Here is a 24,709-nt window from a genome sequence, read left to right as displayed (position 1 = left end):
GCCCGCTCGTCCATGAGCACGACAGCAGGGGCAGGGAGGGCGCCGGACGGCCGGCGCTCGCCCTGCCCTCGTCGCGTCGGGGGCCGGTTCGCCCGCAGTGGGTATGACCTGGACAGGAGGCATGCGCAATGACCATCCGAAACCCGCGTAGTCGCTTCGGCAGTGTCGTCAGGATCTTTCCTGGGTATCGTGATGCCACGTGAGTGAGCGAGCCTTCAGCAGACGGTCCAGGACGTGGGGCCGGTCCGGCCCATCGGTTCCCGGGATCCGGGGTGAGGTGGAGGAGGCCTCGTGAGCACGCCACGGTTCCTGACCCTTCCGCCGGGTGTCAGCAGTGAGCAGATCGAGACGCCGCTGGGCTCGTTCGCGGCCCTCGAAGCGCTTCCGTCCAGCGGTGTCCCCGAGCGCTGGCCCGCCCTTCTCGTCCCCGGTTTCACGGGGTCGAAGGAGGACTTCATCGCCGTCCTGCAGACGCTCGCGCAGGCCGGCCGCCGGGTGATCGCGGTCGACATGCGCGGGCAGTACGAGACGCCGGGCCCGGACGACCCCGCGGCCTACACGTGCGCGGCTCTCGGCGCCGACATCGACGCGATCGCCGCGGCCGTCGGCCAGGGTGAGCCCGTCCACCTGCTGGGACACTCCTTCGGCGGGCTCGTCGCCCGCGAGGCGGCGCTCAACGGCGGCGCCAGGCTCGCCTCGCTCACGCTCATGAGCTCGGGGCCGGGAGGCATCGTCGGGCCCCGGGAGCGGATGGGCCGGGTCCTGCTGGCCGAGCTCCCGGAGTACGGCCTGGACTACATGTGGTCGAACAGGCTGGAGCCCGAGGCGCTGGCGGCAGGCGTCCCCGACGACATCGTCGCGTTCCTGCGCAAGCGACTGCTCAGCAACCACCCCACCGGCCTCGTGGCGATGGCGAAGGAGGTCCTGGGCGCCCCGGACCGCTGCGAGGAGCTCGCCGGGTGCGGGCTCGACCTCCTGGTCCTGTACGGCGAGCACGACGACGGCTGGCCGCCGCTGCTGCAGGCCGAGATGGCCCGCAGGCTCGACGCGGAGTGCGTCGTGGTGCCGGGTGCGCTCCACTCGCCGGCCGTCGAGGCCCCCGAGACCACCGCGGCGGCCCTGACCCGCTTCTGGAACGCCGCGGAGAGCCGCTTGCTCCAGCACCAGCACGGATGAGCCGGTCGTCATGCCCGGCGCCAGCGGCCTGACCGCCCAGCCTCCGGAGTCCGCGACGTGGCTGGTCCACGTCGACCGGAGCATGTGGGTGGGCGGCGTGCGCGGCCTGATGCTGCAGGCCCTGCATCCGCTGGCGATGCGGGGCGTGTGGCAGAACTCCAACTTCCGGGAGGACCCCTTCGGCCGGCTGCGCCGTACGGCGGACTTCGTGGGCCGGGTGACGTACGGCAGCCCCGAGGAGGCCGAGGAGATCGGCAGGCGGGTGCGCGCGATCCACCGGGCGTTGCGCATCCGCGATCCCGACACCGGCCGGACCCACCGCGTGGACGATCCCGAGCTGCTGCTGTGGGTCCACTGCGCCGAGGTCATGTCCTACCTGGAGGTCGTCCGCCGCGCGGGCGCCCGGATCACCGACCGGCAGGCCGACCAGTACCTGGCCGAGCAGCGCAACAGCGCCACCTACGTCGGACTCCACGCCGACGACGTGCCCGGCTCGGTCAGTGAGATGGACGAGTATTTCGCGCGGATGCGGCCGGTCCTGCGGGTCATCCCCGAGTCGGCCGCCGCCGTGCGGTTCCTGCTCTGGCCGCGGCTGCCGGACGACATGCGCTTCCTGTCCCCGGCCAAGCCGGTCTACTTCCCGTTCGGGGCGCTGTGCTACTACACGCTGCCCGACTGGGCCCGCAGGATGTACGGCGTGCTGCCCGAGGTGCCGCAGATCACGGTCACGGCGGCGCTGCGGGCCTTCCGGCTGACCATGAACACGATCCCCGACTTCGTCCACCAGCAGGTGCTGGACGAGCGCACCAGGGCCATGCTGCGGGCCTCGCGCGAGCGCCTGGGCGCCGCCGGATACGACGTCGGCAAGGGCCTCAGAGCGCTGGTCGACCCTCGCCGCCGTCCCCGCCGTACGACGGGCTGAGGCCGGAAGAGGTCTCGGGCAGGCCGTCCCAGGGAAGCTTGTCGGGGGACGCGGCCCGCCCCTCGGGGCAGTGGCGGCGGAAGTCGCACCAGGAGCAGATGGGGCCCGGCTCGGGCGGGAACAGCCGGTCGATCTCGGGCGGCACCTCGACCGCCCCGGATCGGTCCTCCCGCCTCGGGACCGCCGCGCGGTAGGCGTCGTCGGCGTCGGCCGCCTCCGTCGCGATGTCCTCGGCCCTGCGCAGGTGGCGGGCGAGCGACTCCTCGGTGTGCTCCCACTCCGCGACCGTCCCGGTCGGCAGGTGGTGTAACTCCACCCGGCGGCAGGCCCGGCGCATCATACGGGACGAGGCGATCGCGTAGACGGCCAGCGCGATCGAGGAACGGGCGTCGTCGGAGGTCGGCGGGCGGCGGCCGGTCTTGTAGTCGACCACGACCAGTTCGTCCCCGCGCCGGTCGAGCCGGTCCACCCGGCCCGAGACGGCGATGACCGACGTGCGCGTGGCGACGGTGCGCTCGACGCCCACCGGCTCGTCGCCGGGGTCGAGCGTGGCCGTGTAGGAGGAGACCATCGCGCGGGCGCGGTCACGCCACGTGGCCGACTGCTCCTCGTCTCTGAACCCCTCGCGGATCCAGCCGTTGGTGAGCAGCACGGCCGCCATGACCGGCGTACGCCGGTCGTACGGCTCCCGCCACCACGCGGCCAGCGCGTTGTGGACGGAGGCCCCCACGCTGTTGTGCGCCCATGGGGGCCCCTTCTGCGGAGCGGGCCGGTCGAGATAGGTGAAGCGGTAGCGCCGCCGGCAGTCGAGCCAGGTGTTCAGGCGCGACGGGGTGCAGGTGTAGAGCCGCCTCGGCATGCCGTCGAGGCCGAGCTGCTCCACGGCCCTACTCGTCGAGGTTCAGCGTGATGCCGGACGCGCGGGTGCCGTCCACGAGCGGCGGCTCCGGCTCGGCCTCCTGGGCGCCGGTCAGCGACCCCGACAGCCAGCGGTCGAACTCGGGCTCCAGGTCGCCGATCCTGCCCTCCTCGCCGTGCGCGGGCAGCACCCTCGTCTCGTGCGGCAGCGTGAACAGCCGCTCGCCGATCGAGGTGAGCTGGTCGGCGAGCGCGGGGTACTCCCCGCCGAGCTTGCCGGGACCGTCCATGAGCAGGGTCTTGCCGCTGAAGACCACGCCCAGGCCCTCGCAGTAGAGCGAGACGCCGCCCGGCGTGACCCCCGGCGTGGAGAGCACTTCCAGCTCGACGTCGGCCACGGAGAACAGCCCCTCGTCCTCCATGTCGATGTCGGGCCAGGTCTCCTCCCAGGTCTGCCGCCACAGGCGCTTGTCCTTGGGGTGCACGGCGATCACGGCCTCGTCCCTGGCCGCGACCTCGATCGCGGCGCCCACGTGGTCGGGCAGTCCGTGCGTGCAGATGACGGCGAGGACCTCGCGCTCGCCGACCTGCCCCAGGATCTTGTCGGCGTCCCGCGCCGGGTCGATCACGATCACCTCGTCGTCGTCACCCACGATCCAGGTGTTGTTCTCGACCTTGTGCTCGTCGCCCTCGTAGTCCACCAGGCCCGAGGTCACCACTCGTTCGATGCGCGCTGTCACGGCTCAGAACCTTACTATCCCTCTCCGTCCAGACGCGGCGAGAAGGCGCCGAAGGGCAGGTCGAGGGCCTGGTCCTGGTCCCGCAGATCGCGCAGCGACAGGTTGGCCAGCGCGATGAAGCACCCCGCCTCGACGGGCCAGGCGACCGTCCACAGCCAGTTGCCGAGGGCTTCGCCCACGTAGACGGCCCGGTCCCCCGGCACCGCCCGTCCCGCGCACCACAGCGCCGTGGGGTGCCCACGCGCGTCGATCTTGGCGTGCGGCGGCCCGGCGTCGAACCCCGCTCCCGGGTCCGGGCCGGGCAGCCCGGCGTACGCGGCGCCGAGACCGATGCCCGGCTCCTCGGCGATGAGCAGCATGTCGGCGGGGCCGTGCGTGAGCGACGGGCCGGCGAGGGCGACGACGCTGGCCCTGACACCGGTGCGCTCGTCACCCACCTCGGCGAAGCCCGTCACCAGCCATCCGGACGGGAGCGGCCACGGGAGCCAGACGGGCACCCTGGCCGTCTCGCAGAGGGCCTCCAGCGCGGCCTGTGACGGCCGCCGGGGCGGCTGGAAGGGCAGGACGTCCCCATGGGCGTCGCAACGCCAGGAACTCGACCAGACATTCGGTTCGTGCAGCGGCCCGAAGCACCGCGGACAAGTTGGCGCGGTTCTCACAAATATTCACGGTGCGTCCGTGATGTCCGTACGTCAAGAGTCTGCCCGTTATCTAGTCGTAATCTTGGTGATGTGCGGTGTATCAGATGTGTGGGCGCGATCGTCGCCGACGCCGAGGGACGTCTCCTGCTCGTGCGGCGGGGCCGACCTCCCGGCGAGGGTCTGTGGTCCCTGCCCGGCGGCAGGGTCGAGCCCGGCGAGACCGACGAGCAGGCTCTGCGCCGTGAGCTGCGCGAGGAGACCGGCCTCGACGTCACCGTGGTACGGCTCGCCGGCACCGTGCTGCGGCCCGCCCCCGGCGGCGCGACCTACGAGATCCACGACTACGTGGCGACGGCCTCGGGCGTGCCGGTGGCCGGGGACGACGCCGCCGACGCCCGCTGGTGCGCGCCGTCCGACCTGGCACGGCTCCCGCTGACCGACGGCCTCGCCGACGCCCTCGCGGAATGGGGGGTCGTCTCCGGGATCAGCGCTCCGTGACCGTGCTGCGCCAGATCGTCAGATGGTCGTCGGCGTGGCCGGCCGACCTTCCGACGGCCACCACCCGGTTGCCGGAGACCGCCACCGCCCCGAGCCACTGCGACCCCTGGCCGCCGAGGCCGTCCTGGGTGAGCGCCTGGCGCGACCAGTCCACCCCGTCCGCGGAGACCCACGCCGCGCTGTCGCCCTCGCCGCCCTCCGCGGACGACCGGTGCGACCCGACGGCGACGAGTCCCCGCCCGGTCGCGGTCACATCGAGGACCGAGGCGGCGGCGTCGGCGGGCAGCGTGCCGTACTCCCATTCGGCGCCGTCGTCCGTGGACAGCGCGGAGAACGGGCGGGGGCCGTCCTCGGTCATCGCGGTGCCCACGACCACCACGCCCGCCCCGGTCGCCACCACGTGGCGCAGCCCGGCCGAGGTGGCGTCCGGCGGCAGCACCCGGCCCCGGGCGTTCCAGTTGAGGCCGTCGGAGGAGACCCAGACCACTCCCGTCTCCCGGTCGGCGGTGCCCGACCCGCCGACGGCCATGAATCCGTGGGGGGTCGCCGTGACGTCGTACAGGCGCACGCCCGCCCCGCCGGCCGGCATGCTGCCCGGCGCGGAACGGGTGAAGCGCTTGAGGTCGGGGCTGAACCACAGGGCGGGCAGCGTTCCCGTGGCGGAGCGGTCCTCCCCCGCGAGGACGTAGCCCTTCGGCCCGGCGGCCGCCACACTCGGCGCGAGCAGGAAGTGGCCCGCGGGCACCTGGATCGCCGGACCGGGCCGCCAGCTCTTCCCGTCCGCCGAGGTGACGACCAGCGGGCGGGTCACCGCCGGGTCGGTCGTCGTGCTGCCGACGGCGAGCCATCCCCTGGGGCCGTGCGCGACGCCGCTGAGGGTCTGGCGGCCCGGTCCGCCCAGCAGGTCGGGGAACGCCTCGTCCTTCCAGTTGGCGCCGTTGTTGCCGCTCGTCCAGATCGCGGCGTCGCCGTTGGCCGAGCCCACGGCGACGAACGTGCCGCCGGCGGCGGCGAGGTCCGCGGTGTTCCTGGCGAGCCGGTTGAGCCCGGCGATCTCCTTGAGCGGCACGCCACGCGCCGCCTCGCCCTTCCCCGCGGTGATCAGCACGGGAAGGTTCTCCACGTCGCCGGGCCCGCGCTTGTCGCCGCCCGCCACGAGCACCCCCGCGTCGGTGACGGCCAGCCCGCGCAGGGTGCCCGGGATGGCGCCGAGGTCGGCGCTCCTGGTCCACTCGCGGCCGTCGCGGCTGGTGTAGACGGCGTAGCGTTCCCAGGCCGACTCGGCGACCGCCGCGATCCCCGCCGCCGACGCGGCCAGGCCCCGCACGCCGGTCCCCTCCGCGCCGAGCGGCCCTATCGTGCCGCACTGGGTCCAGTCGGCGCCCTCGGGCGAGCAGTAGACCCGCACCTCGCCGCCGTCGGACTTCTGCCGGGTGGGCACGAGCACGAAGCCCTTCGCGGTGACGGCAAGCGCGCCGGGCTCGGGCCGTACGTCCGCCAGCGCCGCGGCCGTACGCAGCCAGGTGCGCCCGCCGTCGTCGGAGCGCAGGACGACCGAGACCGTGTCGCCCGACCCCTGATTGCCGGAGCTGGGATCGGCGAGGGCCACCACCCGGTCGCCCCGCGCGGCCACCGCCCGCATCGCGCGGACCTTGTCGGGGGTGCCGATCTGGTCGGTGTCCACCCTCGTCCAGCCGACGCCGTCGGGCGACACCCAGGCGACCGGGCCCGCCGTGCCGTCCCGCAGGGTCGTGGCGCCCACGGCCAGGAAGCCGGCCGCGGTCCGCGCCACGTCGGTGATCCTGTCCTGGCTCCAGAACGCGGTCAGCCGCGCGGGGTCCACCGCCGTCCACGACCTGCCGTCGGAGGAGACCCACATGCCGCGCGCGGCCGGGCCGGCCGAGCCGGGCGCGTCGGTTCCGACCGCGAGCCAGCGGCCGTCGCCGCCCGCGACCCTGCCGACCGCCCCCGGCGCGGACTCGTACCCCGGGGCGTCGGCGACCCGGCCCGTCTGCCAGTGCGCGCCGCCGTCGGGGGACACGAGGAACAGCGGCCGGGTGAGCGGGCTCGTCGTGTCGCTGCCCGCCGCCACCACCGTCGCGCCCGCCGCGGCGAACGCGTTGAGCACCTGGCTGGAGCCGTTGCCCGGCAGACCGGGCGCCGAGAACGCCGCGTCGCCCGACTGGCCGTCGCCCGCAGCGAGGCGCAGTCCCGTCGTGGACGGGCCGCCGGCCCACCTGACGACCGCCACGCCCAGCACGGCGGCGGCGACGAGGACCACGGCGATCACCGCGGGAGCGACCAGCCGGGGCAGGCGCGGCGGGAACCGCCGGACCGGCAGCACCCGTCTGTGACGGCGTCCGCCGCCCGCCCGGGGCGGGCCGACGGCCACGAGCGTGTCGGGACGCGCCGGACGGCCCCCCGGCGGACGCCCGATGCGCTCGACCGGCTCGGGCGGCGTGTGCGTCCACACGTGCTCCCCCGGACCACCGTGCTCCCCCTGACCACCGTGCTCCCCCTGACCACCGTGGTCCCCCTGACCACCGTGCTCCCCCTGACCAGTGGGGTCCTCTTCGCGCAGCGGCCCCGACGGCGGGGTGTCGATCTCGGGGGCGTCCGGCCCGTCGGGGTTCTCGCGCGGGATCTGGGCACGCCGCCGCCGTGGCGGCCCCGAGGCGACCAGCTTGTCCGGCCGGTTCACGATGCGGCGTCCCCGGGCCTCCTGCCCGGAGGACGCCGCCTCCCCCGCCGACCCGGCACCCTCGCCGTGCCGGGGCGCGGGGGAACCCGCGGGACCGGGCGGACCGGTCGCGCCCGCGTCGCCGTGCTCGCCGCGGTCCTCGGAGCGGCTGTGGCGCGGTTCCCCGCCCCCGTACGGCGCGGCGTACGGCCTGCGGCCGGTCCGGGGACCGCGGTCGCGCGGCGCGTCCTGATCGGGGCGCGGCGCCCAGGTCTGCGGCGCCGGGTCCGGACCGCCGCCGCGTAAGTCCGGGTCGCCCGGCTCCGGATCGCCCGCCTCATCGGACGCGTCCTCCGGCACGGGGGCGGCGAACGGAGGCAGCGCCCAGGGGGACGGACCGGGCGGCCGGTGGTGTAACTCCGGCGGGGGCGTGGGAGGGGTCGCCTGCTCGTCTGCGGCGTGCCGGCGGTCGCGCTCGTGGGGGCCCGAGGCCACGCTCAGTACCTCCTCCCCGGAGAGGTCGATCCGGACCGTTCCACCTGTGGTACGGCAAAGCGATCACAGTGATACCCCATCACGGATCCAGAGCAACACGGGAAGAGCCCCGGGGCCATACCTCTCTAGTGAGATTTATCGGGAGAGGGTCTGGATTGCCCACTTTCGGGCGATTATCAGCACGCCAATGCCGAAAACCGCGAACTGCACGGCCGATCCGATCAGCGCCTCCCAGGGCACCTCGCCCTGTTCCATCGCGCTGCCCATGTCCCCGGAGGCCGCGACGACTCCGAACGCCACGACGTTGTTGGTCGCGTGCAGGGCGATCGGCGCCTCCAGCCCGCCCGTGCGGACCGCCAGCCAGCCCATGAGCATGCCGAACGCGAAGACGTAGACGATCCCCCAGCCCGTGTAACCGTGTGAGGCGGCGAAGGCCGCCGCGCCCACCAGGATCGCCGGCCACGGAGTGCGCAGGTACGCCCCGAACCCCTGGATGATCCAGCCGCGGTAGGCGTACTCCTCGGCCGCCGACTGGAACGGCACCAGCAGCAGGATCACGACGATGGCCGGGAGGAACTCCTCCCAGCCCGCCCAGCGGAATCCGGGATCCACCCCCGCGGACATCAGCGTCACGGCCTCGACGGCCTGCCCGAGCACGACCGCCACCAGCGCGACCAGCAGGCACACCCCCAGCCACCGCCACCGCAGCCGCAGGGCCACCGACGACAGCGACCCCGGCGGTCGGCGCTGGAACAGCCACGCCGCGCCGAGCACCAGCGGCAGCAGCAGCGCGATGACCCCCAGCTGGAACCCGAGGTCGACGACGGGATCGGCGAACAGCCGGGTTCCCGAGCGCACCATGGGCACCCCGGTGACCAGCGACACGATGAAGGCCACCAGGCCGAGGGCGATCGAGAGCGCCAGGAAGGCCACGATGATCGCGAGCGTGCCGGCGATCGGCCGCCACCAGCGGTGCGACGCCGTACGCGCCAGGCGGTCGTACCGGGTGCCGGGCGGGGGCGGGACGTCCCAGCGGGCACGCGGCGGCGGTGGCCCCCACGGATGGGGACCGGGATAAGGGCCGGGATACGGCCCCGAATACGGCGCCGGATGGGCCCACTGCGGCGGGTTCGGCGGTGGGTTCGGCAGCGGCTGCGGCGGACCGGCCGGCCAGGCCGTCCCGCCGGCGTACGGTCCCGGCGCCAGATAGGGACCGGGCAGCTGGGGCGGCCCGGCGGCCGGATCCGGGCCCGGCTGTGGTTCGTTCATATGTCCATTCTTCGCGTACGGCGGCCGATCACCCGGGCGGGGTGAAGGAGCTGGAGCGGGTGAGTCCGGCGGCGCGGCCCTTTGCCGCCGCCACCAGGGCCATCTTCCGCGAGGCCTCGTCGATCATCTCGTCCCCCAGCATGACGGCGCCCCGCTTCTCGACCGTCGTGTAGTACTCGTACGCGTCGAGGATGAGTTCGGCGTGGTCGTAGTCCTCCTGGGACGGCGAGAACACCTCGTTGGCCGCCTCCACCTGCGACGGATGGAGCACCCACTTGCCGTCGAACCCCAGGGCGGCCGACCGCATGGCCACCCGGCGGAAGCCGTCCAGGTCGCGAATCTGCAGGTACGGCCCGTCGATCGCCTGGAGGCCGTGCGCGCGTGCGGCCATCAGGATGCGCATGAGGATGTAGTGGTAGGCGTCCCCCTCGCCGTACCCGGGTGGCTGCTCGCCCACGACCAGCGTGCGCATGCCGATCGAGGCCATGAAGTCGGCCGGGCCGAAGACCAGCGTCTCCAGCCGGGGCGAGGACGCGGCGATGTCGTCGGCGTTGACGAGCCCGCGGGCGTCCTCGATCTGCGCCTCGACCCCGATGCCGCCCTCGGGCAGGCCGGTGGCCCGCTCGATCTGGCCGAGGAGGGTGTCGAGCCAGACCACGTGGGAGGCGTCGGAGACCTTCGGCAGCATGAGGCAGTCGAGCCGGTCGCCGGCGCCTTCGACGACCTCGATGACGTCCCGGTAGGTCCAGCGCGTGGTGAGGTCGTTGACCCGGACGACGACCGTCTTCCCGGTCCAGTCGCCCTCCCTGAGCGCGGCGACGACGTTGCGGCGGGCCTCGTCCTTGGCGCCGGGCGCGACGGAGTCCTCCAGATCGAGGAAGATCTCGTCCGCGGCGAGGCCCTGGGCCTTCTCCAGGAATCGCGGGTTGCTGCCGGGCACCGCCAGGCACGAACGTCGAGCGCGCATGGGCCAACGGTAGCGCGGTGAATAGGCTGTGCCCCATGACCCTGTCGGTGATCGAAGAGGGCGCGAAGAAGTCCGGTGTGCTGTGGCTCGGCCTGCCGTCCGGACCGCGGCTGGCCTGGCACGTGTGGCACGACGGGGCGCTCTACGTGGTGACCGGCGGCGAGGAGCGTGCCCTGCCCGGCCTGACCGAGATCGCGGCGGAGCGCGGCGAGGTCGAGGTCGTGCTGCGCAGCAAGGACAACGGCGCCGAGCTCGTCCGCTTCCCGGCCGTCGCCGAGGTGGTGGACCAGGCGGCCGCGCCCGAGGCCGTGGCCGCGCTGGCCAAGGAGCGTCTCAACGCCCGCGACGCCGCCGGCCTGACCGCCCGCTGGGCCGAGCGGTCCACGGTCGTACGGCTCGCGCCCCGGACGTGACAGCGTCAGACGCGCACGGTCTCCGTCACCTCGGCGGCGTGGCGGTCCGGCCCGATCCGCTCGGTCGCCGTCTGGGCCAGCAGGGCCCCGGCGAGCACGATCAGGCCTCCGGTGATCTGGGCGGTCTCCAAGCGCTCGCCGAGCAGCACCCAGGCGATCACCGCCCCCGCGATGACCTCCACCGACGCGACCGTCGCGCCGACCGCGGCCGACAGCCGCCGCACGGCGGTGACCCCCGTCGCGTACGCGACGACCGTGGCGACCACGACCAGCACCACCGCGGCCGCGGCGACCGGGACCGTGCGCCCGGCGACCTCGACGGCGCCGGTGAGCGCCGCCCACTCGATGTTCCAGGGCCGGGAGACGGGCAGCAGGACCACCGCCGAGCCGAGCATGCCCCAGCCGATCAGGCCGAGCGTGTCCACGTCGTCGCCGAACGAGTCGCTCATCAGGAAATATCCGGCGCAGCAGGCGGCGGCCACCAGGGCGAGGAGCAGCCCGAGCGCGTCCAGGCGCAGTCCCTCCCAGACCTGCACGACGATCGCCAGCCCGACGACCGCGATCAGCGCCCCCAGATAGGCCGAGCGCGGCAGCCGCAGCCGCCGGACGAACCGCACCCACAGGACCACCATCACCGGAGAGGTGTACTCGATCAGCAGCGCCACACCGACCGGCAGCCTGGTGATGGCCACGAAGAACAGGGCCTGCACGGCCGCCACCGCGATCACGGCGTACGCGGCGAAGAACAGCAGGCGGTCGCGGGGGATGCGCAGCGCGCGCGGCCTGAAGACGGCCAGGACCGCCAGCAGGAGCACGCCGGCCCCCGCCATGCGGATCCACACGGCCTCCAGCGGTGTGAGTCCCGCCATGCCGAGGATCTTCGCCATCGGTCCCGAGAACCCGAAACAGAAGGCCGAGACGCCCGCGATCGCCAGGCTGACAGCCCTCATCGTCACCTGCCCATGTAATGACCAATAAACGGCTTGGATCCTGTCATAACGCCGAGCGGTGCGCATCCTTGCGTAACCTGACAGAGTGGATCGGATCTTCGTGGCCCGCCTGGCGGGGCTGGCGGTCTTCGACCCGGCCGGCGACCAGATCGGCCGCATCCGGGACGTCGTCGTCTCGCTGCGGGGGCCGCTGCTCCCCCGGGTCCACGGCTTCGTCGTCGAGGTCCAGCCACGGCGCCGGGTCTTCCTGCCGATCACCAGGATCACCAGCATCGAGGCCCGCGCCCTCATCTTCACCGGCAAGCTCAACATGCGCAGGTTCGAGTGCCGGGACGCCGAGACGCTCGCCATCGGGGAGATGCTCGACCGCACGGTCGACTACAAGGGCGAGCGGGTGACCGTCCAGGACCTGGCCATGGAGCAGCCGCGGCCGTCCGACTGGCTCATCACCAAGGTCGCGGTACGCCGCGGGAAGCGGCGCAGGGGCGAGACCCTGATCGTGGACTGGGACGAGGTCAGCGGCTTCGCGGGGATCCAGAAGGACCAGGGCGCGGCCAATCTGCTCGCCGTCTTCGAGGCGCTGCGCCCGGCGGACCTGGCGAACATGCTGCACGAGCTGCCCACCAAGCGGATGGCCGAGGTCGCCGCGGCACTGGACGACGACCGGCTCGCCGACGTCCTGGAGGAACTTCCCGAGCGCGACCAGGTGCTCGTGCTGAGCCGGCTGCACCGGGAGCGCGCCGCCGACGTGCTGGAGGAGATGAGCCCGGACGACGCCGCCGACCTGCTGCAGGAACTGCCCGTGGAGCAGGCCGAGGGACTGCTGCGGCTCATGGTGCCGGAGGAGGCCGCGCCGGTCCGGCGACTGCTGACCTACGGGGAGTACACCGCCGGCGGCATGATGACGACCGAGCCGGTCATCCTCCCGCCGACCTCGACCGTGGCCGAGGCCCTCGCGCACATCCGCCAGCAGGAGCAGACCCCCGCCATCGCCGCCCAGGTGTACGTCACCCGCCCGCCGACCGAGACCCCGACCGGGCGCTTCCTGGGGGTGGCGCACTTCCAGCGGCTGCTCAGGGAGCCGCCGTCGACACTGCTCGGCAGCGTGATAGACAACACCGTGGATCCGATCAGGCCCGAGCTCACGGTGCACGAGGTGGCGTCGTACCTCGCGACGTACAACCTGGTCGCGATCCCCGTCGTGGACGAGCTGTGCCGTCTGCTGGGCGCGGTGACCGTCGACGACGTGCTGGACCACATGCTGCCGGAGGACTGGCGAGAACGACATGACTGAACGCCTCGACCAGCCGCGTGAGCTGACCCCGCGCCTGCGGCTCTACTACGACCCCGAGGCGTTCGGCCAGCTCTCCGAACGGATCGCGCGGTTCCTCGGGACCGCGCGGTTCATCGTCTACATGACGGTGTTCGTCGGGTTCTGGCTGCTGTGGAACGTGTTCGCGCCGTTCAAGTTCGATCCGTACCCCTTCATCTTCCTGACCCTGATGCTCTCGCTCCAGGCGTCCTACGCCGCGCCGCTGATCCTGCTCGCGCAGAACCGCCAGGCCGACCGCGACCGCGTCCAGTACGAGCAGGACAGGATGACGGCCGAGCGCAACCAGGCCGAAATCGAGTACCTCACCCGGGAGATCGCCGGCCTGCGGATGGCGCTCGGCGAGGTGGCCACGCGCGACTACATCCGCTCGGAGCTCCAGCGTCTGCAGGAGGAGCTGAGCGCCGCCGGGGTGAGATCGTCCGGGGCGGGTTCGGAGGACACCCGCTGAGTCCATAGCATGGATTCATGGCACCATCCCCTGAACTGGTCATGGCCGCGCTGGCGACGGTCAACGACCCCGAGATTCGCCGGCCGATCACCGACCTCGGCATGGTCGACAACGTGGACGTCTCCGCCGACGGGGTGGTGCGCGTCCGCGTGCTGCTGACCGTCGCCGGCTGTCCGCTCAAGGACAGGATCACCCGCGACGTCACCGAGGCGGTCTCCAAGGTCGACGGTGTCACCGGCGTTCGGGTGGACCTGGACGTCATGAGCGAGGAGCAGCGCAAGGGGCTGCAGACGAAACTGCGCGGCGACCGCGGGCCGGAGAAGGAGATCCCCTTCGCCAAGCCCGGCTCGCTGACCCGCGTGTTCGCGGTCGCGAGCGGCAAGGGCGGCGTCGGCAAGTCGTCGGTCACCGTGAACCTCGCCGCCGCGATGGCCGCCCAGGGCCTGAAGGTCGGCGTCGTGGACGCCGACATCTACGGCCACTCGGTGCCGCGCATGCTCGGCGTGAGCGAGCGTCCCACCAAGGTCGAGGACATGATCATGCCGCCGGTGGCGCATGACATCAAGGTCATCTCCGTCGGCATGTTCAAGCCCGAGGGCAACACGCCGGTGGTGTGGCGCGGCCCGATGCTGGACCGCGCGCTGTACCAGTTCCTCACCGACGTCTACTGGGGCGACCTCGACGTCCTGCTGATGGACCTGCCCCCGGGCACCGGCGACATCGCCATCTCGGTCGCCCAGCGCCTGCCCACGGCCGAGATCCTGGTCGTGACGACCCCGCAGCAGGCCGCCGCCGAGGTGGCCGAGCGTGCCGGGTCCATCGCCGCCCAGACCCACCAGCAGATCGCCGGCGTCATCGAGAACATGGCGTGGCTGCCCTGCCCGCACTGCGACGAGCGCATCTCGGTGTTCGGCGAGGGCGGCGGCCAGAGTGTGGCCGACGCGCTGACCCGCACGCTGGGCGCGCGGGTGCCGCTGCTCGGTCAGGTGCCGATCGACATGCGGCTGCGTGAGGGCGGCGACGAGGGCAAGCCGCTCGTGCTGACCGACCCCGACGCCCCCGCGGCGGCGGAACTGCGCCGGATCGCGTCCGGTCTCGGTAAGAAGCCGACCAGCCTCAAGGGCCTGAAGCTCGACATCTCACCGGTCAAGCACTGACCGCGTCAGGTCGCCTCGTTGTCGTACGGCGGGATCTCTCCCACGCCCAGCTCCTGCGTGGGGGAGGTCGCCGGCTCCGGCTCCACTCCCGGGGTGGCGTTCCAGTCCTTCTCGATGTCGTCGAGAAGGTGCTTGCGCACGAAGTTCTTGGGGTTCAGGTCGGCCGGGTCGAAGTTGGCGAACTCCGGCCCCATGTTGGCCTGCAGGTCCTCTTTCGCGCTGTTGGCCATCTGCCGGAGCTGCCGGAGCGTACGGCCCGCCTGCGAGGCGGCCTGGGGCAGCTTCTCCGGCCCGAACACGAGCAGGGCGATCACCACCAATGCCAGGGCCTCTGCCCAGCCGAGTCCGAACATGGTGATCTCCTCCTGCGCGTACGACTGAAATCAGACTAATGCCCGCGCCCTGAGCTGTGGACAGGTGATGGCCGGTTCACGAAGGACGCGCGCTGGGGACCGGTGCCGCGCCGACCGTGACCGTCGCCGTACGGACCTCCCCGTCGTGCCGGAACTTGATCCGCACCTGGTCGCCGGGGGCCTTGCTGCGGATGGTCACGATCAGCTCCCGGCTGTCGCCCACCGGCTGGCCGTCGACCTCGAGGATGACGTCCCCCGGGCGCAGCCCCGCCTTCGCGGCCGGTCCGCCGGGGGTGACCGGCAGCGCGCCCCCGGCCGTCTGGGTGGCGATCCGCACCCCCTGGCCCTGGTAGCTCTGGTCGATCGTGATGCCGATCCTGGAGGTGCGGGCCGCCCCCGTGGTGATGAGCTCCTGGGCGATGCGGCGCACCTGGTTCACGGGGATCGCGAAGCCGAGGCCGATGCTGCCGGACTGCTGGCCGAGCAGGGAGCCGCCGACCGTGGCGATCGCCGAGTTCACCCCGATCACCTCGCCCGAGGCGTTGACCAGGGGGCCGCCCGAGTTGCCGGGGTTGATGGCGGCGTCCGTCTGGATCGCGTTGATGAGCGCGTAGTCCGACCCGGTGCTGCCGCCCGCCTCGACGGGGCGGTTGAGCGAGCTGATGATGCCGGTGGTGACCGTGCCGGTCAGGCCCAGGGGCGAGCCGACCGCGATGACCGGATCCCCGACGACCGCGCCGTCGGAGTTGCCGAGAGGGAGCTCCGGCGCCTTGACCGGCGCGTCGGGCTTCACCACCGCGATGTCGGAGTTCGGGTCGCGGCCGACCACGCGCGCGCCCGAGGAGGTGCGGTCGTTGTAGCGGACGCGGATCTCGCCCACCTGTCCCGCGACGGCCACGACATGGTTGTTGGTGACGATGTAGCCGCCCTTGATGACGAAGCCCGAGCCGGTGCCGGCCTCGCTGTTGCCCTTGACCTCCAGCGAGACCACGCTGGGCAGGACCTTGGCGGCCACCCCCGCCACCGACCCCGGCGGCCGTGCCGTGGGCTGCTTCGACGGCGCGCTGAGCGAGTATCCGGGGTCGATGCCGGAGGACGGGCGCGTCAGCAGGAACGTCCCCCAGCTCGCCACCCCGCCCGCGACGAGCGCCACGACCACGGCCAGGGCGGCGTACAACGCGATGTTGGGGCCCCGCGGCTCCCGCTGCGGGGCGGCGGGATACAGCGGCGGCGGCGCCCAGCCGGGACCCATGCCGTACGCGCCGGTGGGCGGCGGAGGGCCGCCCGGAGAGGTCTCCTGCCCGGAGGTGCCCCACGACCCCGCAGACGGCTCCTGGGAGGGCTCCTGAGGGGGCTCCTCGCCCGCGGGAAGGAACTCGGGCCGGTCCGACGCGCCGAAGGAACGCGTGTTGTCGGTCATCGCGGCACTCACTCCTCGCGCACGGGGTCATCCGCTGGCAGCCACGCGGTACCGGCACCATGCCGGAAACCCTGAGGACAGCGGCACACGACGGCTGCGGTGTCCGATCGTATGCCGTCTCCTCGGCTCAGCGCGAAAGCCCCCTGGTGACGCTCGGTGACGGGCTGGGCGACGTGCTCACCACGGGCGCCCTGTTCTGGGCGGGATGCTGTACGAACATCTGCCCGGGCGTCGGGTTCGGGGTGGCGGTGGATCCGCCGGCCATGAGCATGGTGCCGAGGGCGACGGCGGCGCCGGCCATTCCCACGGCGACGTATCCGGCGCGTCTGATCCTGCCGGGCCGCCCCGGACCCGATCGTCCGCCGTCCCTGCCCCGGGGCCGGTTGTCCATCGGCCCGGCGGCGTGCATGCCGGGAAGCCGCCCGGCGCCGAAGGCCGGGTGGTCGGGAAAGGGCCGCATCCGCGGCGGCAACGGCCCTCCCGGCTCCGCCATCCGCAGCAGCGACATGGTGAGGTCCGCCGGCATCGCGGGCGGGTCCATGGACCGCAGACGGGTCTTCAGCGCCCGCATCGCCTCGACCTCCGCGCGGCAGTCCGCGCAGAACGTCAGGTGCGCCAGCGCGCGTTCTCGCTCGTTGTGACTGAGTTCGCCGTCGATGAGCGCGGAGACGCGCTCGCCAAGATGACTCACAGTCCCTCCCTGCTGAATGAAGGGGGGGTTTGGTCGCCGTTCCGGTTCGCCGAGGGCGCCCGGTGGTCGAGCGCCTCCCGCAGTTGGGCGCGGCCGCGATGGATGCGGCTGCGCACCGTGCCGAGTTTCACGCCGAGCGTCGCGGCGATCTCCTCGTAGGACAGTCCCTCGATGTCGCACAGCACCACGGCGGCCCGGAACTCCGGCGCCAGGGCGTCGAGCGCGGCCTGGATGTCGGGCTCCAGGTGCGCGTCGTCGTACGCCTGCGCCGGGGACGGTTCACGTCCGTGCAGCCGTTCGGCCGCGTCGTCCGCCAGCCCCTCGAAGCGGATGCGCTGCTTGCGCCGCGCCATGTCGAGGAAGAGGTTCGTCGTGATCCGGTGCAGCCACCCCTCGAACGTGCCCGGGGTGTAGCTCGACAGGGACCGGAATACCCGGACGAAGACCTCCTGAGTGAGGTCCTCGGCGTCGTGGACGTTGCCCGTCAGCCGATAGGCCAGCCGGTAGACCCGGGCGGAATGAGTGCGGACGACCTCCTCCCATGTGGGAGGCGTCCAGTCGGACACCGAAGTCTCCGCCTGGTGGTCGTGCTCGTCCACCGGCATTCCTCTCTGCAGGATCGTCGCTACAGCCATAGTGCCTGGTTTCGCCCCTTCCTGCGCACCGCGGGCCGAGCGGTCTCGAACAAAGACCGTTCAAAGCGTGCAACGTCCCCGTTGTGGCGTGAGTTCCCGTTCCGGTCCGACTCCCCTAGGCTGCGACCAACATGAAGCAGGGGAGGGAGAGGCCGATGGCGACACCGGCCAGCCTGGAGTACGCGGAGGAGTTCGTCCCGGAGGACGACATCCTGCGGACCGCGCGCCGGCGGGGCATCGAGGTCGGGGCGCACCCGATCCTGCCCGGGTGCGGAGCGGCGCTCTGCTTCCTCGCCACCGTGGCCAACGCGCGCTCGGTGGTGGAGGTCGGCACCGGGTGCGGGGTCTCCGGCCTGTGGCTGCTGCGCGGCATGCGCCCGGACGGCACGCTCACCAGCGTCGACGTGGAGCCGGAGCACCAGCGCATGGCGCGCCAGACGTTCGCGGAGGCCGGGTTCTCCGGCAGCCGCATCCGCCTGATCGGCGGCCGCGCGCTCGACGTGCTCCCCCGCCTCGCCGACGGCGGCTACGACATGGTCTTCTGCGACGCGGCCAAGCAGGAGTACATCGACTACCTCACCGAGTCGGTACGGCTCCTGCGCCGGGGCGGGGTCGTGGTCTTCTGCGACGCCTTCTGCGGCGACCAGGTGGCCGACCCGACCCAGCGCGACCCGGACACCGTCGCGATCCGGGAGCTGGGCAAGCTCGTCAGGAACGACGAGCGGCTGCGTCCGCTGATGCTGCCGCTCGGTTCCGGCCTCCTGGCCGCCGTGAAGCTGACCTGAGGGGCGTCAGGCGGTCAGGTAACGCAGGAGCAGGCGGACGCCGAAGCCGGTGCCGCCCTTGGTGATCTCCCCCTCGTCCGAGCCGGCCCGCGCGGGCCCCGCGATGTCCAGGTGCGCCCAGGGCCGGCCGCCGGTGAACTCGCGCAGGAACAGCGCCGCGGTGATCGACCCCGCCGCGCCCGACTTCATCGTGTCGATGTTGGCCAGGTCGGCCACGTCAGAATCGAGCATCGCGCGGTAGTCCTCGACGAGCGGCATCCGCCACAGCCGCTCCCCGCTGGCCTCGCCGGCGTCTACCAGCGCGGCGGCCAGCGAGTCGTCGGTCGAGTAGACGGCCGCGAGCGACTGGCCGAGCGCGACCTTGGCCGCCCCGGTCAGCGTCGCGATGTCGACGACGACGTCGGGGTCCAGCTCGGCGTGCGCGTACGCCAGCGCGTCGGCCAGCACCAGACGGCCCTCGGCGTCGGTGTTCAGCACCTCGACCGTGCGCCCGCCGTACTGGGTGATGACGTCCCCGGGCCGCTGCGCCGATCCCGAGATGGAGTTCTCCGCGCACGCCACGAGGCCGGTGACCCGCACCGGCGCCTCGAAGGCCGCCAGCGCGCTCATCGCGGCGATGACGGCGGCGCCGCCCGCCATGTCCGTCTTCATCGCCTTCATGCCCTCGGTGGGCTTCAGGGACAGGCCGCCGGTGTCGAACGTGATGCCCTTGCCGGCGAGCACCACGTGGGCGCGCGGGTTCTCCGGGGTGTAGGAGAGCTGGACCAGGCGCGGCGGGCTGACCGACCCCTGCCCGACCGCCCTGATGCCGCCGAACTCACCGAGCTCGGGCTCCTCCCACACCCGCACGTCGAGCCCGGACTCGGCCGCGACCGCCTTCGCCTGGTCGGCGAGCCACGCGGGCGTCTTCACCGAGGACGGGGTGTTGACGAGGTCGCGGGCGAGGGCGGTGGCCCGCGCGACGGCCTCGCCGCGCTTCAGCTCCCGCTCGTCCCCGCCGACGAAGACGATCTCCCCTACCGGCTTGGTGCGGCCGTTGCCGATGGTGAACGTGTACGCCGCGAGCAGCGCCCCCTCGACCAGGGCGGCGGACTCCCCCTCGGACGGGACGACGACCGACAGCGAGGCGCGGCCCTTCGCCCGCCTCGCGACGGCCGCCCCGGCCTTGCGCAGCGCGGCGGCCGAGCCGTCGCCGGTGCCGTACAGCAGGACGCGGCGGACGCCGCCGTCCCGCGCCACCGGCACCTCCACGACCTCGCCGGGCTCCCCCTTGGCCTCGTAATGCGCGAGCAGCGCGTCCACCGGCACGGGCGACTCGAGCCAGGACGCCGCGGCGGGGGTCAGATCCGGGCCGAAGGGCACGGCCACCAGGTCGGCGTCCGGCGCGACCCCGGCGCCGCGACTGTCGTCACCGTGAGGACCGGCGAAGACCGGCGTGGTCTCGATGGGCACGTCCACCTCCAACAGGGCGGCCCCGGGGCGGGATCACCCGCCGCCAGGGCCGTGAATCGAACAGGTCGGCTGATCAGATCAGCCGACCACCTTCTTCAGCGCGTCGCCGAGGGCACTGGCCTCGTCCGCGGACAGCTCCACGACGAGTCGGCCGCCACCTTCGAGAGGGACCCGCATGACGATGCCCCGTCCTTCCTTGGTGACCTCCAGCGGACCGTCACCGGTCCGCGGCTTCATCGCCGCCATGCGTGTATCCCTTCCCGCGTTGTCGGCCGCCCCGGAGGGTAACCGGCGTATTCACGTTTCTGTGATGTTCTATTATCCCGCCTCCGAGCTCAAAAAGGTAACGGCCCGGCTCCGGTCAGTGGATCAATGCGGCGCGGCACGCGTTGTGGACGGACCGGACGTGACCCCACACTGGGTGGGGTGAACGCCCGAGCCGCGCTTTTCGATCTTTATGGGGACCACCTTCGCACCCGTGGTGGCCGTGCCTCAGTGGCCGCGCTCGTGAGGCTGCTCGCGCCGCTCGACATCGCGGCGCCCGCCGTGAGGACCGCCATATCCCGCATGGTCAGGCAGGGCTGGCTCGACCCCGTACGGCTGCCGCAGGGACCGGGGTACGCGGTCACCCCGAAGTGCGAACGCAGGCTCGACGAGACGGCGGCCCGCGTCTACCGCGGGGGCGACGCGCCGTGGGCCGGGCGCTGGCACGTCCTGGTGCTCGAACCGGTCAGGGACCGGGCCCGGCGCGAGCGGCTCCGTGCCGACCTCGCCTTCCTCGGATACGCCCCGCTGTCGGAGACGACCTGGATCGGCCCCCGGCCGTCGCCGGAGCTCGACGCGCTGCGGGTGCCCGGCCATCGGTTCGACGCCGCGTACGAGGGCGACCCGCGTGACCTGCTCGCCCGCGCGTGGGACCTGGACGCCATCGGCGACGCGTACGAGGATTGGCTGGCCAGCGCCGCGGACCTGGTCGGCTCGCTGCCCGACGACGCGCCGGACGACCGGGTCTTCGCCGTCCGCAGCAGGCTGGTGCACGGCTGGCGCAACTTCCTGTTCCGCGACCCCGGGCTCCCCGCCGATCTGCTGCCGCCGGGCTGGCCGGGCGAGAAGGCCCGCGCCTTCTTCGACCAGGAGGCCGCGCGGCTGTTGCCCGCCGCCGCCGCGTTCGTGGACCGCACACTGAATGGAGCCGCCTGAGATGACCGTGACCTACGACGTCGACGAAGCCGTCGCCACGATCACACTGAACCGCCCCGACGCGATGAACTCGCTGACCGTCGCGATGAATACCGAACTGCTCGCGGCCGTGCGGCGCGCCGCGGACGACGCGTCGGTGCGGGCCGTGCTCCTCACCGGCGCGGGCCGGGCCTTCTGCGCGGGGCAGGACCTGCGCGAGCACGCCGGCAACCTCGACCGGGGTCTCGGGCTGGCCAACACCGTGCGCGAGCACTACAACCCGATCGTGCTGGCCGTCGCCACGATGGGCAAGCCCGTCGTGGCCGCCGTCAACGGGGTCGCCGCGGGGGCGGGCGCCTCGCTGGCGTTCGCGTGCGACTTCCGGGTGGTGGCGGAGGGCGCCAGATTCTCGATGGCGTTCACCGGGATCGGGCTCGCGCCCGACTCCGGCGCGTCGTGGACCCTGCAGCGGCTCGTCGGTCCCGCGCGCGCCCGCCAGATGCTGCTGCTCGGCGAGGTCGTGGACGCCGCCAGGGCCCTGGAGCTCGGCCTGGTCGCCGAGGTGGTCCCGGCCGACCGGCTGGCGTCCGCCGCCCGCGGCCTCGCCGTACGGCTCGCGCAGGGGCCCACCCGGGCGTACGCCGCCACGAAGGCGGCGCTGGACCACGCGGCGTCCTGCTCCCTCGCCGACGCGCTGGAGCGGGAGGCGGAGCTTCAGGACGAGTGTGCGGCCACCGCCGACCACGCGGCGGCGACCAAGGCGTTCCTCAACAAGGAGAGGCCGACCTTCGAAGGCCGATAGGCGCTTCGAAGCAGACAACACAGCGAAGGCCGATAGGCGCTTTCAAGCAGACAACACAGCGAAGGCCGGTAGGCGCTTTCAAGCAGACAACACAGCGAAGGCCGGTAGGCGCTTCGAAGCAGACAACACAGCGAAGGCCGATAGGCGCTTAGAAGCAATCAGACACGGCGGAGGGCGCTGACGGCCTCTCGGACGTGGCAGTCGGCCACGTGGTCGTTCACCAGCCCGATGGCCTGCATCAGGGCGTAGGCCGTGGTGGGCCCGACGAAGCGGAAGCCGTTCTTCTTGAGCTCCTTGGCCAGCGCCGTGGAGCCGGCGGTGCTGGCCGGGACGTCGGCGAGGGTGGCGGGCACCCGCCCGGGCTCCTCGGCGTACCGCCACACCAGCGCCGACAGCCCGCCCGGCAGCTCCGCGGCGGCGCGGGCGTTGGCGACGGCCGCCTCGATCTTGGCGCGGTTGCGCACGATGCCCGTGTCGGCGAGGAGGCGCTCCACGTCGCTCTCGCCGAAGGCCGCCACCGCCGGGATGGAGAACCCGGCGAACGCCTTGCGGAAGTTGTCCCGCTTGCGCAGGATCGTCAGCCACGACAGGCCGGACTGGAACGCCTCAAGGGTGATCCGTTCGAAGACGAGGTCGTCCCCGCGGACCGGACGGCCCCACTCCTCGTCGTGGTAGGCGACGTAGTCGGGCGTCGTGCCCGCCCACCCGCAGCGGACGAGCCCGTCGTGCGCCGTCACCACGCCTCCTCCGCCTCGGCGCGATCACGCTCGGCCAGGCTCTCGTCGGCGGCGTCGGTCCGCTCCGCCTCGGCCTGCGGCGTCTCCTGACGCACCTGCGGCCGGGCGTACGATAACTCGGCCACGCGCTGCTCCAGCACGGCGATGCGGGTGTCGCGCTCCCCCAGCGCGACCGAGACGCGGTGCAGGGTCTCGTCGACCGCCTGGGTGCTGTAGCCCACGAGGCCGATGGGGAGCTGAAGCGCGATCAGGTCGGCGGGGGTCACCTGGCCGGCCGCGGGCAGATCGAGCGGCGGCGCGTCAGGAGGGAACTCCGCCATCTCCCCGCCGCGTCCCAACGAGACCATGACCACGCAGACGATCACGGCGAGCCCGGCGATGACGAGTACGACCAGCACATACGAATCGTGCCACAACTCACCGGCGTGCGAGCATGGAAGCATGACGCGCGTGATCGGGCCCGACGACGAGACCGAGCCCGGCTGGGTCGAGGCCGCCTCGCTGCCGGAGGTGTCCGCGCTGGCCCGGGCGGGACACACCGTCGTCGTGACGCTCCCCGGCGACGAGACCGAGGCCCTCGCGGCCGCCGCCGCGTTCGCCTGGGCGGGCGCGAGCGTCTTCCGCACGTCCCACGACGTACGGCAGGCCCTCGACATGACCGAGGCCCTGCTGGGCCGCAGGCCCCCCGCCCTGACCCGCCGCGGCCTGGCTTAGCTCTCGCCGAGCTCCTCGCCCGTGGGGCTGAGGCGGACGGTGGACAGCTCGAGCATGTCGAGCGCCTCCTCCACCGTGGTCGCCCACGAGATCGCGTCGAACACGTTCGGCCGGGTGAAGCCCTGCTCGTACATGCCGTCGACCAGATCGCGCAGCGGCGCGTACAGGCCCCAGGGGTCGAGGACGACCAGCGGCCGCTCGTGCAGGCCGAGCACCCGGGAGGTCCAGATCTCGAACAGCTCCTCCAGGGTGCCGATGCCGCCCGGGAGCACGAGGAACGCGTCGGACCTGGCGTCCATGATCCCCTTGCGCTCGCGCATGCCGGCCGTGACGATCAGCTCGTCGGAGTCGGTGTCGGCGATCTCGACGTCGACCAGGGCCTGGGGGATCACCCCGATGGTGTGGCCGCCGCCGGCCCGGACCGCCCGGGCGACCTCGCCCATGCAGGAGACGATCGCGCCTCCGCTGACGAGGCCGTGGCCGCGGTGGGCCAGTTCCGTCCCCACCTCACGGGCGAGGTCGAGGTACTTGCGGTCGATCTTCTGGCTGGACGAGCAGTACACGCAGACGAACACAGGGCAACCCTACTGAGTGGCGGCGCGCCGGTCGGCCTCCACGATGATCCGCACGGCCTCGTCGGGGTCGTCGGTGACCGAGATCAGGTCGACGTCCTGCTTCGAGATCTTGCCGGTGGTCAGCAGCGTGTCGCGGACCCAGTCGACGAGCGGCGCCCAGAACGCGGCGCCCATCATGATCACCGGGAACGAGGTGACCTTCCGGGTCTGGACCAGGGTCAGCGCCTCGAACAGCTCGTCGAGCGTCCCGAAACCGCCGGGCAGGGCCACGAACCCGCTGGCGTACTTGACGAACATCGTCTTGCGCACGAAGAAGTAGCGGAACTCGATGCCGAGGTCCACGTAGTCGTTGAGGCGCTGCTCGTGCGGCAGCTCGATGCCGAGGCCGACCGAGACGCCGCCGGCTTCGAGCGCGCCCTTGTTGGCCGCCTCCATCACGCCGGGGCCGCCGCCGGTGATCACCGCGTAGCCCGCCTTGGCGAGCGCCGAGCCGACCTTCACCCCGAGTTCGTACTCCGGGCTGTCGGGACCGGTGCGGGCCGAGCCGAAGACGGTCACGGCGGGGGGAAGGTCCGCGAGGGCGCCGAAACCCTCGACGAACTCGGACTGGATGCGCAGGACCCGCCAGGGATCCTCGTGCAGCCAGCCGGTGGGACCACGGCGGTCGAGCAGGCGCTGGTCGTGGGTGGATTCGGGGACGAGGCCGCCGCGGACCAGGGACGGACCCTGCCGGCGTTCGGGTCGGGTGTGGTTCATGACGGTCACGCTAACGGTCGGAATCGGTAACGGTGCAAGACGCGCGAAGTACCCGATTAGTTA

28 protein-coding genes are annotated in these 24,709 nt (G+C 72.7%); 11 read left to right on the top strand and 17 right to left on the bottom strand.

Annotated elements, in window-relative coordinates; translation table 11 throughout:
- Positions 1-291: 291 nt before the first annotated feature.
- Together AAH991_RS25215 and AAH991_RS25210 are read left to right on the top strand one after the other, a co-directional pair.
- Positions 292-1,176, top strand: a complete 885-nt coding sequence (locus AAH991_RS25215; protein ID WP_346228379.1) for an alpha/beta fold hydrolase — start codon at positions 292-294, stop codon at positions 1,174-1,176.
- A gap of 10 nt (positions 1,177-1,186) precedes the next feature.
- The gene (locus AAH991_RS25210) at positions 1,187-2,098 is read left to right on the top strand and encodes an oxygenase MpaB family protein (RefSeq protein WP_346228378.1); all 912 of its coding nucleotides are present in this window, start codon (positions 1,187-1,189) and stop codon (positions 2,096-2,098) included.
- Here the strand turns inward: AAH991_RS25210 and AAH991_RS25205 are convergent.
- From AAH991_RS25205 to AAH991_RS25195, 3 genes are read right to left on the bottom strand one after another with little or no spacing between them, the layout of a single operon-like run.
- The gene (locus tag AAH991_RS25205) at positions 2,049-2,981 is read right to left on the bottom strand and encodes a RecB family exonuclease (protein ID WP_346228377.1); all 933 of its coding nucleotides are present in this window, start codon (positions 2,979-2,981) and stop codon (positions 2,049-2,051) included. The two genes, AAH991_RS25210 and AAH991_RS25205, sit on opposite strands and share 50 nt — an antisense overlap.
- Positions 2,982-2,985: 4 nt before the next feature.
- The gene (locus AAH991_RS25200) at positions 2,986-3,696 is read right to left on the bottom strand and encodes an MBL fold metallo-hydrolase (RefSeq protein ID WP_346228376.1); all 711 of its coding nucleotides are present in this window, start codon (positions 3,694-3,696) and stop codon (positions 2,986-2,988) included.
- A 14-nt stretch (positions 3,697-3,710) separates the two neighbouring features.
- Positions 3,711-4,355: a DUF6758 family protein gene (locus AAH991_RS25195; RefSeq protein WP_346228375.1), complete on the bottom strand. Its 645-nt coding sequence runs from the start codon at positions 4,353-4,355 to the stop codon at positions 3,711-3,713.
- 72 nt (positions 4,356-4,427) lie between these two features.
- Here AAH991_RS25195 and AAH991_RS25190 point away from each other — a divergent pair, with 72 nt between their 5' ends.
- Positions 4,428-4,835 carry an NUDIX hydrolase gene (locus AAH991_RS25190; protein WP_346228374.1) on the top strand — a complete coding sequence of 136 codons (408 nt, stop codon included), beginning with the start codon at positions 4,428-4,430 and terminating at the stop codon, positions 4,833-4,835.
- On the opposite strand, the gene AAH991_RS25185 is transcribed toward AAH991_RS25190, so the two are convergent.
- The 3 genes from AAH991_RS25185 to AAH991_RS25175 all read right to left on the bottom strand — a co-directional run bounded on the left by AAH991_RS25185 (position 4,822) and on the right by AAH991_RS25175 (position 10,246).
- A complete protein-coding gene (locus AAH991_RS25185; protein WP_346228373.1) occupies positions 4,822-8,010 on the bottom strand; it encodes a hypothetical protein in 3,189 nt (1,062 codons plus the stop codon). The two genes, AAH991_RS25190 and AAH991_RS25185, sit on opposite strands and share 14 nt — an antisense overlap.
- 135 nt (positions 8,011-8,145) lie before the next feature.
- Positions 8,146-9,279: a CPBP family intramembrane glutamic endopeptidase gene (locus AAH991_RS25180; RefSeq protein WP_346228372.1), complete on the bottom strand. Its 1,134-nt coding sequence runs from the start codon at positions 9,277-9,279 to the stop codon at positions 8,146-8,148.
- Positions 9,280-9,307: 28 nt separating this feature from the next.
- Positions 9,308-10,246, bottom strand: a complete 939-nt coding sequence (locus AAH991_RS25175) for an HpcH/HpaI aldolase/citrate lyase family protein (RefSeq protein WP_346228371.1) — start codon at positions 10,244-10,246, stop codon at positions 9,308-9,310.
- 35 nt (positions 10,247-10,281) lie between these two features.
- Between AAH991_RS25175 and AAH991_RS25170 the strand changes: the two genes are divergently transcribed.
- The gene (locus tag AAH991_RS25170) at positions 10,282-10,659 is read left to right on the top strand and encodes a hypothetical protein (RefSeq protein ID WP_346228370.1); all 378 of its coding nucleotides are present in this window, start codon (positions 10,282-10,284) and stop codon (positions 10,657-10,659) included.
- Between the two features lie 5 nt (positions 10,660-10,664).
- On the opposite strand, the gene AAH991_RS25165 is transcribed toward AAH991_RS25170, so the two are convergent.
- Complete coding sequence (locus AAH991_RS25165; RefSeq protein ID WP_346228369.1) at positions 10,665-11,609, bottom strand: EamA family transporter; 945 nt, start codon at positions 11,607-11,609, stop codon at positions 10,665-10,667.
- Positions 11,610-11,694: 85 nt separating this feature from the next.
- Between AAH991_RS25165 and AAH991_RS25160 the strand changes: the two genes are divergently transcribed.
- From AAH991_RS25160 to AAH991_RS25150, 3 genes are read left to right on the top strand one after another with little or no spacing between them, the layout of a single operon-like run.
- Positions 11,695-12,903: a magnesium transporter MgtE N-terminal domain-containing protein gene (locus AAH991_RS25160; protein WP_346228368.1), complete on the top strand. Its 1,209-nt coding sequence runs from the start codon at positions 11,695-11,697 to the stop codon at positions 12,901-12,903.
- On the top strand, positions 12,896-13,390 hold the full coding sequence (locus tag AAH991_RS25155) for a DUF1003 domain-containing protein (protein ID WP_346228367.1): 495 nt from the start codon (positions 12,896-12,898) through the stop codon (positions 13,388-13,390). Before AAH991_RS25160 ends, AAH991_RS25155 begins: the two co-directional genes overlap by 8 nt.
- Positions 13,391-13,407: 17 nt before the next feature.
- On the top strand, positions 13,408-14,547 hold the full coding sequence (locus tag AAH991_RS25150; protein ID WP_346228366.1) for an Mrp/NBP35 family ATP-binding protein: 1,140 nt from the start codon (positions 13,408-13,410) through the stop codon (positions 14,545-14,547).
- 5 nt (positions 14,548-14,552) lie between these two features.
- Here the strand turns inward: AAH991_RS25150 and AAH991_RS25145 are convergent, their stop codons facing one another.
- From AAH991_RS25145 to sigE, 4 genes are all read right to left on the bottom strand, one after another.
- Complete coding sequence (locus AAH991_RS25145; protein ID WP_346228365.1) at positions 14,553-14,900, bottom strand: sec-independent translocase; 348 nt, start codon at positions 14,898-14,900, stop codon at positions 14,553-14,555.
- 76 nt (positions 14,901-14,976) lie between these two features.
- A complete protein-coding gene (locus tag AAH991_RS25140) occupies positions 14,977-16,320 on the bottom strand; it encodes a S1C family serine protease (protein WP_346228364.1) in 1,344 nt (447 codons plus the stop codon).
- 127 nt (positions 16,321-16,447) lie between these two features.
- Positions 16,448-17,011: an anti-sigma factor family protein gene (locus AAH991_RS25135; RefSeq protein ID WP_346228363.1), complete on the bottom strand. Its 564-nt coding sequence runs from the start codon at positions 17,009-17,011 to the stop codon at positions 16,448-16,450.
- Positions 17,008-17,616 (bottom strand): RNA polymerase sigma factor SigE, encoded by a 609-nt coding sequence (sigE, locus tag AAH991_RS25130; RefSeq protein WP_211593026.1) that lies wholly within the window; start codon positions 17,614-17,616, stop codon positions 17,008-17,010. The genes AAH991_RS25135 and sigE overlap by 4 nt, the downstream gene beginning before the upstream one ends.
- Positions 17,617-17,801: 185 nt before the next feature.
- Between sigE and AAH991_RS25125 the strand changes: the two genes are divergently transcribed.
- The gene (locus tag AAH991_RS25125; protein ID WP_346228362.1) at positions 17,802-18,431 is read left to right on the top strand and encodes an O-methyltransferase; all 630 of its coding nucleotides are present in this window, start codon (positions 17,802-17,804) and stop codon (positions 18,429-18,431) included.
- 6 nt (positions 18,432-18,437) lie between these two features.
- On the opposite strand, the gene AAH991_RS25120 is transcribed toward AAH991_RS25125, so the two are convergent.
- Entirely contained in the window at positions 18,438-19,883 is a 1,446-nt protein-coding gene (locus tag AAH991_RS25120) for a leucyl aminopeptidase (protein WP_428834023.1), read from the bottom strand.
- Positions 19,884-19,961: 78 nt separating this feature from the next.
- Positions 19,962-20,129 (bottom strand): DUF3117 domain-containing protein, encoded by a 168-nt coding sequence (locus tag AAH991_RS25115; RefSeq protein ID WP_076433904.1) that lies wholly within the window; start codon positions 20,127-20,129, stop codon positions 19,962-19,964.
- Positions 20,130-20,255: 126 nt separating this feature from the next.
- On the opposite strand from AAH991_RS25115, the gene AAH991_RS25110 reads away from it, so the two are divergent.
- Positions 20,256-21,083, top strand: coding sequence for a PaaX family transcriptional regulator (locus AAH991_RS25110; protein ID WP_346228361.1), 828 nt, complete (start codon positions 20,256-20,258; stop codon positions 21,081-21,083).
- Between the two features lies 1 nt (position 21,084).
- Positions 21,085-21,864, top strand: coding sequence for an enoyl-CoA hydratase-related protein (locus tag AAH991_RS25105; RefSeq protein WP_428834022.1), 780 nt, complete (start codon positions 21,085-21,087; stop codon positions 21,862-21,864).
- Positions 21,865-22,022: 158 nt separating this feature from the next.
- On the opposite strand, the gene AAH991_RS25100 is transcribed toward AAH991_RS25105, so the two are convergent.
- Both AAH991_RS25100 and AAH991_RS25095 read right to left on the bottom strand, forming a co-directional pair.
- A complete protein-coding gene (locus AAH991_RS25100) occupies positions 22,023-22,601 on the bottom strand; it encodes a DNA-3-methyladenine glycosylase I (RefSeq protein WP_346228359.1) in 579 nt (192 codons plus the stop codon).
- Entirely contained in the window at positions 22,598-22,999 is a 402-nt protein-coding gene (locus tag AAH991_RS25095) for a hypothetical protein (RefSeq protein ID WP_346228358.1), read from the bottom strand. The genes AAH991_RS25100 and AAH991_RS25095 overlap by 4 nt, the downstream gene beginning before the upstream one ends.
- Before the next feature lie 43 nt (positions 23,000-23,042).
- Here AAH991_RS25095 and AAH991_RS25090 point away from each other — a divergent pair, with 43 nt between their 5' ends.
- Positions 23,043-23,315: a hypothetical protein gene (locus tag AAH991_RS25090; protein ID WP_346228357.1), complete on the top strand. Its 273-nt coding sequence runs from the start codon at positions 23,043-23,045 to the stop codon at positions 23,313-23,315.
- Here the strand turns inward: AAH991_RS25090 and AAH991_RS25085 are convergent.
- Positions 23,312-23,890 carry an LOG family protein gene (locus AAH991_RS25085; protein ID WP_346228356.1) on the bottom strand — a complete coding sequence of 193 codons (579 nt, stop codon included), beginning with the start codon at positions 23,888-23,890 and terminating at the stop codon, positions 23,312-23,314. The two genes, AAH991_RS25090 and AAH991_RS25085, sit on opposite strands and share 4 nt — an antisense overlap.
- 9 nt (positions 23,891-23,899) lie before the next feature.
- Positions 23,900-24,646: an LOG family protein gene (locus AAH991_RS25080; RefSeq protein WP_346228355.1), complete on the bottom strand. Its 747-nt coding sequence runs from the start codon at positions 24,644-24,646 to the stop codon at positions 23,900-23,902.
- Positions 24,647-24,709 lie beyond the last annotated feature (63 nt).

The sequence above is a fragment of the Microbispora sp. ZYX-F-249 genome (assembly GCF_039649665.1).
GTDB classification, from domain to species: Bacteria; Actinomycetota; Actinomycetes; order Streptosporangiales; family Streptosporangiaceae; genus Microbispora; species Microbispora maris.
The sequence above is the reverse complement of the archived record's forward strand: the minus strand, read 5'-3'. Positions and strand labels throughout refer to the sequence as shown.